Origin of the sequence: Fodinicola feengrottensis (genome assembly GCF_010993775.1) — a bacterium.
Taxonomy (GTDB): Bacteria; Actinomycetota; Actinomycetes; order Mycobacteriales; family HKI-0501; genus Fodinicola; species Fodinicola feengrottensis.
On the sequence record NZ_WOTO01000021.1, the window covers coordinates 116,959 to 128,392 of the forward strand.

The window sequence follows — 11,434 nt, forward strand, 5'->3', positions numbered from 1 at the left end:
TGCTGTTTTCAACGCTAGCGCCACTAAAGTACATCGAGTCCTGAGTTTCCTGGTAGGACCCTTCTTCTTTCCTCGCTCCCGGCTATGACGGCGCGCTCAGAAAACCGGGATGCTGACGGCTTCGCCTCCGCGTTGAGCTGACTGGTGTGCGCAGATACCTGGGGCCGTCCATCTCGCCGCGATGAGCGGGTCGACCGCCGGCGGCCGGCTTTCGATCACGCTGCTGAGAAATTCGTGGACCAGATGTGGGTGGGAGCCACCGTGATGCGCGTCCACCTCTATCGGTCCCCGCGGGCCGCGGAAGGTGGCCTGCCGGGTGAATCGTGCGATCTGCGCTGGCAGCAGGTCTGTGCGGTCAGGCAGTTCGAGTCTGGTCGGTCGTCCCGGCCGACCGCGGCCGCCCGCCGGAACGTTCAACATTTCGAACAACACCGGTTGCTCGCCAGCAAGCTGCTCGAACTCGAAACCGAGCCGCTGGCCGTACACGGCGAAGCTCTCCTGGTATTGCCCGCGCGCTGTCTGGAAGAACGACATCGTCACCTCAGCGGCGAGATCGTCCTTGTCCAAACGGAAGATCGCTGTCTCCAGACCAAAGTTGTTGTCATAGTCCCTGATCAGTTCGGGCGGCAGCCGACCTGAACCGAAACAATGCACCTTCTGTGCGCGCGCGTCCGCCAGAGCGAGCAACGGCGACAGCGCGTGCGTCACGTAATGCATGGGCGGAAAGCCCCACCAATAGGTCGGAAAACCGATCAGATCCTGCAGGTGCGCGCCGCGCAGGAACGTGAGCGGGCCCAGTTCGCCAGAGTCACACAGCTGCTTGACGTAAAGGAACTCCCTGCCGTAGACGGAAGTCTCCATCATCATGTAGTTGGTGCCCGATGACTGCTGTGCGGCAAGGATCGCGTCGATGTCATTCAGGCTGGTCGCCATCGGTACGGCGCAGGCGCAGTGTCGGCCGGCTTCCAGGACGGCGAGCGCTCCGCGGGCATGGTCCGGTACGGGGGTGAGCAGGTGCACAGCGTCGTACGAGTCGTCGGCCAGTACCTCGTCCAAGCTCGCGAACGTGTCGTCCGCGCCGTAGGCGCGAGCGATCTCGGACAACCGCTGCGGGTCGCTGTCGCACACGCCAACCTTGCCGACCGCGGGATGCTCGCGATAGATCGGCAGAAACGACCGACCGAACCCGAGGCCGACCAACGCTACGTTCACTTTCGCTGCCATTGGTCCCTTTCCTAGCCCTTGGGCGTGATCGGGCCAGCCGTCCAAAAAACGCCGTCCCTTTCAGTCCGTACAACCCGCTATTTACCAGCGAGTCTCGCCACCAGAGGGGCGATTGCCTCCATACATGCCGCGGCGACAGTGATATAGGACGCGCCAAAGGCGTCCCTGCGCCGCTGAAGCTCGTCGGCCATGTCCTGGATCCCACCCCCGCGGAGCATCATGAGCGAGTCAGATTCCCGCATTGTCGCGGCGTCTACTCCAAAGAAGTTCTCGATCTCTGGGGGAATCTCTTCGCCTACGACGTTCACGCTCATCGCCAGCTCCAGGTCATCCGCCCGGCTGCCAGCTGCATCCCGTACTTCCCGGACCGCCGCGGCGGTGGCCTCGCGAGTGGTCAGGGGGCCACCGGCCAGCGCGACAATGTCCGCTTTCGTGCCGGCCAAACGACGCGCCTTCGGTCCGGCCGCGGCAACGAGGATCGGGGTGCGCCGCTGAGTGTCCAGACGTCGTAGGTGGTCGATCGTCTCCGAGATCTGCCTGAGTCGGTCGGAAGCCGATTCATATGGCAACCCCAACTCGGCGGCCGCCTCCTTCATCGCGGGCACGCCGGTTCCGATCCCGAACTCGAACCGACCATCGGTCATGACCGAAATGCTGTGCGCCTCCCACGCCGCGGCACGAGGCGTGCGCATCGGGGTCGCCATCACAAAAGTGCCCACCCTGAGTCTGGAGGTGACCGCCGCCGCGGTCGCCAGCGAAGCCGCCGGCACCGGCATCTGAAGGTTGTCCGGCGTCAACAGCGTGGAAAAGCCGAGCTCTTCAGTTCTCCTGGCGAGCCCACGCCATTGCTGCGAATTCCGCGGCACCGCCGCTACGCCGAACCGAAACGCCTTGTCGGCCACGACACTCATCCTTTCATTACCTGACAACGAATGTACTCATGCATTGACGGCGGGACCTGCGGCGTACCGCGGTTTGTCGGGGTTGGCTAGGTGAGTTGTGCGGTGATCTGCCAGATCGGCATCAGCACCCGGCCCTGCGAGTCGATGCCTTCGGGATCGTCATGGGCGGGCAGAATTCCGCTGACGAGCTCGGCTGGAACCTGCTCCCGCCACTGGTCGCGTGTCATATTGCTGGTGTAGCGGCGGCGTTGCATACGCTCGATGTGCCAGTCGTTGGCGAACGCGCGACGCAGACTCGCCTCGTCCAAGCTGCCTGGCATCGGGAAAGTGCCCGCCGTTTCTTCCGGGAAACACAGGACGTGTATCCGGGCGCCGGGCTCGCAGAACGTTGCGGAGCGCGGCGAGGTAGGCGAGTCGTTGCTCGTCCGTCAGACAGTGCAACATGGCGCTGTCGATCACGGTACGGAATCCACCGGGGAGTCCGGTCAACGTCGTGGCGTCGGCGACGACGAAGGTGACGGCAATTCCCTCGGACGACGCCTTGGCGCGGTCCTGCTCAATGGCGGTGGCGGCCGCGTCGAACGCGGTGACCTGATGTCCCCTGCGGGCCAGATAAAGCGCGTTCTCCCCCAGACCGCAACCACATTCCAGGACCGGATCGGTGATCTCACCGGCCTCTTCCACCTCGACGATGAGTGGCTGTGGCCCATCGAGCTGCCAGGGAATCACATCGATCCGCGCACCACCGTCCCCGTACGCCAGGCCGCGTCCCTGATAGAGGTCATCGAAGACGGCCCCTGACAGCGTGGCGCTGGCCTTGCCGGAGCGCTGGTTGGCGTGTTCGTCGGTCATGAGAACACCCTCCTTGAATAGACGTGTGCGTTCCTATCGTCCAGATCTATCACAAGGGAACGTACGCGTCTACTATTTTGCGGATGGCAGGGCCGACTGGAGTCTTATGACTTGGCGAGGACAGTGTCGGCTATCCGGCCGAGGTCGTCTTGCGTTGGCGGGTGCCCGGTGGTCAGAAAGGTCAGCACGATCAGCGCCGGCCCGGCGGAGGCGGCCATCGGGGTCAGCGCTTCAAGGCTGCTGACCTCGCCGGTGTCCACGGCATGGCGCAGGATTTCCTGGATCATGGCCAGACGGGAGGCAATGACGGCCTCCACGACGGTGTCGCGGAGGACTGGGTCGTAGGCCAACTGGAAGGCGAGCATGAGGCCAGGCGGAGAGGGGTCGCGCGCGAGATGTCCGGACATCACCGCAAACACGGCCAGCAGGTTGTCCCGCGCGGAAACACCGCGGTCAATCGCAGGCAGCGGCGGCAGGCTGTCGCGGAGGGCGGCCAGCAGCAGTTCCTGTTTGGATGCCCAGCGTCGATACAGCGCCGCTTTGCCGGTGCCCGCACGCGCGGCCACACTGTCCATGGTCAGTTGCGCATAGCCAACGTCCGCGAGCTCGCTGAGCGCCGCCGCGTAGATCGCCTGCTCCAGCTCCGCGCCGCGTCGCCGGTAACGACCAGCCTCGACAGTCGACTCCATCACTCAATAGTAGGCGTTGACGTTCCTTAACCGAAGGCAGTACCCCGCGAATCCGTAATAAACGTTTACGTCTACTAACGAGAGGTGAGCGTCATCGCCGACCGAGACATGACGCCCAGGATGCTGTAGCGCGGCTGGGTCTCGGGTCCCGCGCCCAAAGTTCATTCCTGTCTCCGACTCAACCGCCCTCAGAGCGCCGGTTTTGCCTGCGCTGCCTGGACATCCGGCTGGCAGGTTGCGGCCAGCCGGGAGGGGTCCCGGGAAACTCCTCCTATCGTCAGCAGTGGTCCGGGCGCGGCATCGTGGCCGCGCCCGGACCGGCATCGCGACGACCTGCGACATCTGGCGCGGTCAGACGTTTGTGCCCGCGACAGCGGTGGCCAGGTAGGAGGAAAACACCAGATGACTGTTTCTGACCATCAATGTCGATGCAGCGCGGCGCGGTGACCCTGCTCACGCCCGGCACGCGCATCACGGACACGCTGGTGGTCGACCGGCCGCTGGGCGAGGGCGCGTTCGCCGAGGTGCACCGGGTGAAACACGAATATCTTGGCTGGCAGGCGATGAAGGTGTTCAAACGGGTCGGCTCGCTCGGCCAGACCCGCGCGATGCTGGACGAGGCGCGGCTGTTGTCCGTTCTCGGGCATCGGAACATCGTCCGGCTCTTCGACGCCGGCGCAGTGCCAACCGCCGACGGCGTACGCGGCTATTTCACCATGGAATATGTCGCCGGCGGCAGCCTGCAGCGGCTGGCCGACGCGCACCACGCGGCCGTGCCGGTGGAGATCGCGGTGGAGGCGGTCGAACAGGTCAGCCAAGGTCTCGCCGTTGCACACGCGCAGCGCCGCGCCGCCGATCATTCATCGCGATCTCACGCTCGAGAACGTGCTGGTCGGCTACGACGCCACGGGGATGCGCGTACGCATCAGCGATTTCGGCCTGGCGCAACGGGCCGATCCGATCGGCCGACGGTCCGTGGTACCCGGCACGGAGGCGTTCACCTACGCCTTCATGCCACCGGAAGTGGTGCTGCGGCAGGAAAACTACTCCTGCGCCGGGGATGTGTGGTCGATCGGAACTATCGCTTACCTGCTGTTGACAAACAGTCAGCCGTACGAGCCGCGGTACGCCGAAACCTGGTTCTCCGCCAGTAGATTCGACGACCCACCGCTGGCACCGAGTCGGTTCAACGACGACGTGGACAGCGAGCTGGACCGGATTGTGCTGTCCTGTCTGGAAACCGACCCCCCCCAGCGACCGGCCGTCCGATGCCGCCGGACTGGCGGCGGCTTTCCGGCGCCGGCGGGAATCCCGCCGCCGGGCCAGTGCGGTTTCCAGCCGTGTCACCACACAACACCGACCGACCAGGCCCAGCGGCTGGCAGCGCAGGCGCTTGGGCTCGCTCGCCATCCCAGCACGCTGTCCGAAGCCGCCGACCTGATGGAGGAGGCCGTGATCCGGTCGCCGCACCTGCGCGAACAGCACTTGCCCCAACTCCTGCTCTGGCGGCGGGGGATGATGATGATGATGTGAGCAGCCCGCGGACCACCGCGCACCTGCGCGACCTCGCCGGTCCAGATCTGTACCGCCGCAACGCCTTTCGTATTACCGGGCTGTCCACTACCGCAGATCCGCGGGACATCCGGCAGCGGCGGCAACAATTCGGGGTCGCCTGGCAGGTGGGTACGCAACTAACCGACGACGGTCCCGTACCGCTGCCCGCACCGGCTTCCGAGCCGCAGGTGCGGGCCGCCTTCGACATCCTGGCCGACCCGCGGCAGCGGATCATCCACGAACTCTTCTGGCTTTGGGGAGTTACCAGCAAAAGCTCGTGCACCTGCCTGAACGCGGCGCACGCCCGACACGACGCGGCCGTACGCGCGCGCACGCCCGGGCACTGGACCTGGAAGCCGACGGCAAACCGCACAAAGAACAGGATCTCTGCAGGACTGCTGGTCAAAGGCGATCACTTTGTGGAGCGCTGTTGTGGACCATCCCAGTTGGGAAAACCACCTGCGACACCGGATCAGCACCCTCGACGACCCGCGGTTGGACCGCGCCGCGCTGCCCGGCCTGCAGCGCGATCTACCGCTGGTGCTCATCACCCCGACCGCGGAACTCGCCGCGAATGCGTACGTGGACAACAAAAGACACCTGGCGAACCTTCGCCGTTGGTCGGTCCCGATGGCGGCGATGACCGATGCCGTCGAGCGTACGGTCGGCCCGGATCTGGATCAGGTGACCGCCGTTTTGAAGGATGCACAGGGATTATTAGACCGCAACGACCCGCGGGCAGCCGTGGAGTTGGTGGTCAAGAAGGCAAAACCGGTCTTGCTCCGGGTCGGGCCGGTGGCCGGTGGCCGAGGTGGGCCGGTTCCGACGAGCCACCACGCTGGTCGACCAAGCCGCGATCCTGCTGAACAACAGCTGCATGCGTACGAACGAGGCCCAGCGCGGAAAACCCACCTACGACCCGGCGAAACTCACCGAAGCGGTGGGATGGCTGGAACACGCGGCCGAGCTCGCGGTGGATGCGGAAACCCGGAAGGGCATTGACCGCAACCGCGAGGAACTGGCGGCCATGATCGACCTGATGGAGCGCATTGGCGGGAAATTCAAGCCATTGCCACCGTCGCCGACTCCCAAGCCCACGCGGATCACCGGCGCCCGCAAGACGTACGCTGAAATACAGCGGGACAAGATGGCCGATGTGATGGACAGCCTCGGCCTCGGCACGACCAAACCAGCCGATTTTCCACCGGAGACCGAGAGCGCCGTGCGGATCGTCCGCCGTTGGACGGACCGGGTGATCCGGGCCGGCCAGGAGGAATACCTCTTCACCTTGACCGCGACCTGGCGCAGCCGTGCCACCGGCAGGGAGCTGATCGACGAGTTGGACCGGCAGCTGAACCTGCTCGGACCCCGCGAGATGGACCGCCGGCGGGCGGCTCGGCGGAACCGATGGTGGTATTTCGTGGCCTCCCTCGCGATGGTGGTGGCCTGCTATTTCTGGACCACCCCAGCCATCACCTGGGGAGCCGCGATCGGCGCGGCGGGATTTGCCGTACTGAGGGGAATCGTGGCAGTAGCGAAAATAGCGAAAAGAATCGTACGGTTCATCGAATCCGACTCGATCGTGCAGGGGCAGCGGTGACGGGCCGCCTCGCGTCCGTACGCGCGGCCCTGCGCCAGCGCCGGCAGCACCGCGCCTTTCGGATCCCCCGTCCATTGTGGACGCAGGAGCAGCACCGCTCGCTCGGTGAACTGGTCGCCGATCTGGAGGGCGCGACGGACGCCGTGGTCCAGCAGCCGAAACCGGCCGTCGACCACAGGGCGCTCGCCGACACCGCCACCAATCTCTGGCGTGCGCTGAGAAAACTCGACAGCGCGAACGGCACGCTGCCAACCGCCGGCCGGCACGCGCATCGCTATCTGCGGGCCACCCGGACCGACCTGGCCACTGGCGGGCTGGTGATCCACGACCACGAAGGCGAGGCCTATCACCCCGGCCTCTCGTTGGATGTGCTCGTACGGGACGACGACGAATCAGCGACCGAGGAAACCATTTTCGAGACCGTACGCCCGACGATCGTGCTGCACGGCGAACGCATCCAGCGAGGCCAAGTGATCGTCGTCGGCCCGCCTTTTCGCCAGTCCAGCAAGGAGGAAACCAGTGCGTGACACCATAGATTTCGGGATCGACCTCGGCACCACGAACAGTGCCATCGCGGTAGTGGACGGCGGCACGCTCCAGGTCGTCAAGAACCACGACCAGATGGACTTCACGCCGTCGGCCATCTACTTGCGCACCTCCAGCGCTGTTCAGGTGGGCGCGGGAGCCCTGGAGTACGTCTACCGGGATCCCGACAACGCGGCCAGCGAGTTCAAACTGGAGATGGGTCAGGCGAACGCTGGCCGCGACTTCGTCCGGGCCGGTGTCCGGCTGTCGCCACCGCAAATGTCCGCGGAGGTCCTGAAATCGTTGCGGGCCAGCGCCGCGACCAAGTACGGCGAGCCGCCGGAGGCCGCCGTCATCACCGTCCCAGCCGCTTTCGCGCTGAACCAGACCAATGCCACCAATGAGGCGGCCCGGCTGGCCGGTTTCACCATCGACTGCCCACTGCTGCAGGAGCCAACCGCCGCAGCTTTCGCGTACGGACTGGAAGATGAGTCGGATCGGGCCACCTGGATGGTCTTCGACCTCGGCGGCGGCACGTTCGACGCCGCCATCGTCCGCAAGCGCGATGGCGAATTCCAGGTCATCAACCACTCGGGTGACCCGTACCTGGGCGGAAAACTCATCGACTGGGCGATCGTCGACCGCGTCCTGGCGCCAGCGGTGGCGAGCCGGTTCGGCCTGCCGGACTTCCACCGGGACAACCCGAAATGGCGCATGCTCTTCGCGCTGCTCAAAGGCAGGGCCGAAAACGCGAAGGTCCAGCTCTCCACGACCGATACCGCCTGGATCGAGGTGGAGCTCCCGGTGGCCGGTGGTCGCGAGGATTTCGAGTACACCCTTACCAGGCAGGAGTTGGAAAAAGTCGCCGAGCCGTTCTACGCGCAGGCGATCCGGCTCTGCCGCGACGCGCTGACCGAGGGCGGCCTCGGCGCCGCGGACGTCGACCGGCTGTTGCTGGTCGGCAGCCCGACAATGGCTCCAGGTCTGCGAAAACTGCTGGCTGACCCGACGGAGGGCCTGGGCATCACCCTCGACCACAGCCAGGACCCGTCCACCGTGGTGGCCCGTGGTGCCGCACTTTTCGCCAGCAGGTTGCGATTGCAGCGGCCAATGGTGGCGCCCAAGGCTGACGAATTCACCGTCGAGCTCGCGTACGAACCGGTGGTGACCGCCGCCCGTACCATCGTCGGCGGTCGCCTGCACAGCTCGTCCACAGTGGACTGGACACGTTTCACGGTGGTGCTACGTGGGTCTGGCACCACCAGTTTCGACAGCGGCCGGCTGCTGCTCAATGCCGAAGGTGGGTTCATGACCGAGGTTGTGGTCACTCCCAAGGAAACCACCCGTTTCGTCGAGCCGTCGAGCTGACAGACGCGACCGGCCGCCGGCAGAAACTCTCGCCCGACTCGCTGTCGATCACCCACACCAGCGCACCCGAACTCGGCAGCGTCGTACTGCCCGAGTCACTCAGCATCGCGAAAGCGGACAACACCGCGGCCTTCATGCTGCGCAAGGGAATCAGCCTCCCGACCGAGATCACCCGGCAGTTCCAGACCACCACGCCGGTGACCCGATCGGACCCGAATTCGGCGGTGGTCATCCCGATCATGCAGGGCGACCGTAACCGCGCGGACCGCAACCTGGAGGTCGGCATCGTCTATATCCGCCCGTCGGACATTCGTTACGACATCCCGATCGGCGCCGATGTGGACGTGACCATTTCGGTCAACGAGTCGAGCCTGGTCACCGTGATCGCAGAGCTTCCGCAGGCGAGCGCCCCCCCGATCGAGGCCGAGATCGATATGGTGAATGTCCGGGCGCTCGACCCGGCCGCACTCGCCGCGCTGCTCACCGACGCCCAACGGCGCCTGGAGTCGCTGCGAGCCGCCGCGCAGGCCGCCCACGCTGCCGACGCTCTCGCGCTGTTCTCTCAGCTGGACAAGGAAAACGCGCTCGGCGCGGCGGTCGAGCTGGTTCGGCTGGCGCGTACCGACCCGGGCGCCGCGACCCCCGCCGAGCGGGCGTTGCGGGCACTGCTGGCCCGCCTCGACGACGTGGCCGACGCGCTCGAGCTGCCGGCCCTGTTCGGTGAGCTGGAGGAAGCCCTGAACGGGTGCGAGGAAGGTGTCCGGCATTCCGGCACCGCGCAGGAGCGGGCGGATCTCCAGGACCTGCGCGCGCCCAGAGCCAGCAGGCCATCGCGAACAAGGATGCGACCGCCGTTCGCAACCTGACGGAGCGGGCCCACGGGCTGATTATCGAGATCATGCGCCGCAGCCCCACCTTCGACCTGGAGATTTTCTACGCACTTCGGCAGGCCCGCGACCAAATGACCTCGCCCCGGCAGGCGGACACCCTCTTGTGGGAAGGCGAGCAGGCGATCTCCGCCGGTGACTACCGCGCCTTGCCCGGGGTCAACGAGCGGCTCCGGCGGTTGCTGCCGACCGAGGTCGCCGACCAGGTGATGAGCTCCGGCCGACTGAAGGACAAGCAGTGACCAGCGATCTCGCCACGGTTCTCGTCGTCGACCGCGCACGTACGGCCGCGTACGCCGGCGACCTCGACGAAGCCGAGCGCATCCTCGCGACGCTGGCCCCGGACGCGACCGACGAGGCGCTCGACCTGCGCGCCCGCGTGTACGCACAGCGTGGCGACTTCGCCGAAGCGGACGCGTGGTGGGCGCGCATCCCGGAGTCGCCCGGCGCGGTAGCCGGACGGCCACTGATCGCCGCCATCAAGGGCCGCCGCCGTACCCGCCGCCCGCTCTGGCAACCGGGCAGGATCGCCGGCGTCGCCGCGGTCACGGTCGCGGCGCTGGCCACCGGCGTCGTCGTGTGGGTGCACTCCGAGCCCCCACCGCCAGCCGATCCAGCCGTGGCGGCGGCCCAGGTCGCCGAGCAGCGAGCGCGCGCCTTGGAGCAGCAAGCGGCGGCCGCTCAGGCGCGACAAGCCGTCACCGCCAGCAGCCGGGCCAAGGCCCTCGACCAGCTCGCCACCGCCATGACCGTCCCCGGCGTGCACGTACGCCGACAGGCCGACTCGGTCGAGGTGCTCTTCGACGCTGGGGTCTTCTCGTACGACGACAACCTGACCACCGGCGGCGCGATCATGCTCGACCGGATCGGCACCCGGCTGCGCGGCCAAACCGCGTCGATCACCGTCGTCGGGCACGCGGTCCTCGGTGGCCCGCAGTCCGGCGGGCTCAGTGGTCGCGCTGGCCCGCGCCCTGGTCGCCGCTCGCCAACTCGCGCACGCGAGCGGCCGTCCGCTGAACGGTTTCGCGCTGTCCAGCGGCGACCAAACCGCCAACCCCTCCCCCACCCAGCCGCCCAGCCGCCAACGGTACGGTCACCCTGCTCATGACGCCCTAGTGGTACGCGCGGCGCCGGGACCTAGGTATGTCTAGAGGCGAGTTAGGTGCTCTCTAGGTAGGCCTTGAACAGCGAAGATACACATCCGCTCCCGATGCCGCAGCGCCCCGCGCGGACCAGGATTGGAGTCATCAAGGAACACCAACCAAGGAGATCGAGATGTTTCTGCACCCGGAGATGCTGTCCGCCCTCGCCACCGAACGCCAGCACGAGCTGGTCGCCGAGAACGACCGCCGGCACCTGCTCACCGCGGCCCGTCGGATCCGCCGCGCGAACCGCGCCCACCGCTCGCACTGACATGTAACATTTCAGTTGTGCCAACACTCCCACGGGTCGGGCGAACCCTGCTCAGGGAGACCGCGTACGAGGCGATCCGGGACGCGATAGTACGGGCGGACGTCCCGCCGGGCAATGCCCTGCGGGACGGTGATCTCGCCGAGCAGCTGGGACTATCCAGAGCGCCGGTGCGGGCGGCGCTGGCGTTGGAAACCCTCGCCACCGGGGGGGGGGGGGGGGGGGGCGGGGGGGGGGGTGTGGGGGGGGGGGCGGCAACACAAAACCGCAAGCTGGAGGGGGGGGGCGAGGGGGGGGTTTTTTTTTTTTTGTTGTTGGGGTGGGGAGGGGGTGTTTATGGGTGGGGGGGGGGGGGGGGGGGGGGGGGGGGCGGGGGGGGGGGGTGGGGGGGGGGGACGGCACAAAACCGCAAGCTGGAGTATT

Annotated in this window: 12 protein-coding genes and 2 pseudogenes; 9 read left to right on the top strand and 5 right to left on the bottom strand. The window is 66.7% G+C overall.

Translation table 11 applies throughout. The features are described from left to right. Nucleotides 1-96: 96 nt before the first annotated feature. The 5 genes and pseudogenes from GNX96_RS20615 to GNX96_RS20630 form a co-directional block, all read right to left on the bottom strand. Nucleotides 97-1,224 carry a Gfo/Idh/MocA family protein gene (locus tag GNX96_RS20615; protein WP_163569331.1) on the bottom strand — a complete coding sequence of 376 codons (1,128 nt, stop codon included), beginning with the start codon at nucleotides 1,222-1,224 and terminating at the stop codon, nucleotides 97-99. 77 nt (nucleotides 1,225-1,301) lie between these two features. Further along, nucleotides 1,302-2,126, bottom strand: coding sequence for an LLM class flavin-dependent oxidoreductase (locus GNX96_RS20620; protein WP_163569332.1), 825 nt, complete (start codon nucleotides 2,124-2,126; stop codon nucleotides 1,302-1,304). An 86-nt stretch (nucleotides 2,127-2,212) separates the two neighbouring features. Further along, nucleotides 2,213-2,446, bottom strand: coding sequence for a hypothetical protein (locus GNX96_RS53585; protein ID WP_279580957.1), 234 nt, complete (start codon nucleotides 2,444-2,446; stop codon nucleotides 2,213-2,215). Between the two features lie 118 nt (nucleotides 2,447-2,564). Then, nucleotides 2,565-2,978, bottom strand: a pseudogene (locus GNX96_RS64255) (class I SAM-dependent methyltransferase); the annotation flags it as partial. A 104-nt stretch (nucleotides 2,979-3,082) separates the two neighbouring features. Next, the gene (locus GNX96_RS20630; protein ID WP_163569333.1) at nucleotides 3,083-3,667 is read right to left on the bottom strand and encodes a TetR/AcrR family transcriptional regulator; all 585 of its coding nucleotides are present in this window, start codon (nucleotides 3,665-3,667) and stop codon (nucleotides 3,083-3,085) included. 428 nt (nucleotides 3,668-4,095) lie between these two features. On the opposite strand from GNX96_RS20630, the pseudogene GNX96_RS64260 reads away from it, so the two are divergent. The 9 genes and pseudogenes from GNX96_RS64260 to GNX96_RS20665 form a co-directional block, all read left to right on the top strand. Further along, nucleotides 4,096-5,200, top strand: a pseudogene (locus GNX96_RS64260) (serine/threonine-protein kinase). 898 nt (nucleotides 5,201-6,098) lie between these two features. Then, nucleotides 6,099-6,821, top strand: coding sequence for a hypothetical protein (locus tag GNX96_RS20640; RefSeq protein ID WP_163569334.1), 723 nt, complete (start codon nucleotides 6,099-6,101; stop codon nucleotides 6,819-6,821). After that, on the top strand, nucleotides 6,818-7,348 hold the full coding sequence (locus GNX96_RS20645) for a hypothetical protein (RefSeq protein ID WP_163569335.1): 531 nt from the start codon (nucleotides 6,818-6,820) through the stop codon (nucleotides 7,346-7,348). Before GNX96_RS20640 ends, GNX96_RS20645 begins: the two co-directional genes overlap by 4 nt. Further along, nucleotides 7,341-8,714, top strand: a complete 1,374-nt coding sequence (locus GNX96_RS53605; RefSeq protein WP_279580961.1) for an Hsp70 family protein — start codon at nucleotides 7,341-7,343, stop codon at nucleotides 8,712-8,714. The genes GNX96_RS20645 and GNX96_RS53605 overlap by 8 nt, the downstream gene beginning before the upstream one ends. A 134-nt stretch (nucleotides 8,715-8,848) precedes the next feature. Then, a complete protein-coding gene (locus GNX96_RS53610; protein WP_279580962.1) occupies nucleotides 8,849-9,580 on the top strand; it encodes a hypothetical protein in 732 nt (243 codons plus the stop codon). A 32-nt stretch (nucleotides 9,581-9,612) separates the two neighbouring features. Then, the gene (locus GNX96_RS53615; protein ID WP_279580963.1) at nucleotides 9,613-9,843 is read left to right on the top strand and encodes a hypothetical protein; all 231 of its coding nucleotides are present in this window, start codon (nucleotides 9,613-9,615) and stop codon (nucleotides 9,841-9,843) included. Continuing rightward, complete coding sequence (locus GNX96_RS20655; RefSeq protein WP_163569336.1) at nucleotides 9,840-10,709, top strand: tetratricopeptide repeat protein; 870 nt, start codon at nucleotides 9,840-9,842, stop codon at nucleotides 10,707-10,709. Before GNX96_RS53615 ends, GNX96_RS20655 begins: the two co-directional genes overlap by 4 nt. 167 nt (nucleotides 10,710-10,876) lie before the next feature. Further along, nucleotides 10,877-11,014, top strand: coding sequence for a hypothetical protein (locus tag GNX96_RS20660; protein ID WP_163569337.1), 138 nt, complete (start codon nucleotides 10,877-10,879; stop codon nucleotides 11,012-11,014). A 17-nt stretch (nucleotides 11,015-11,031) separates the two neighbouring features. Continuing rightward, nucleotides 11,032-11,434: GntR family transcriptional regulator (locus tag GNX96_RS20665; protein ID WP_163569338.1), on the top strand; the 403-nt coding region annotated here is incomplete at its 3' end.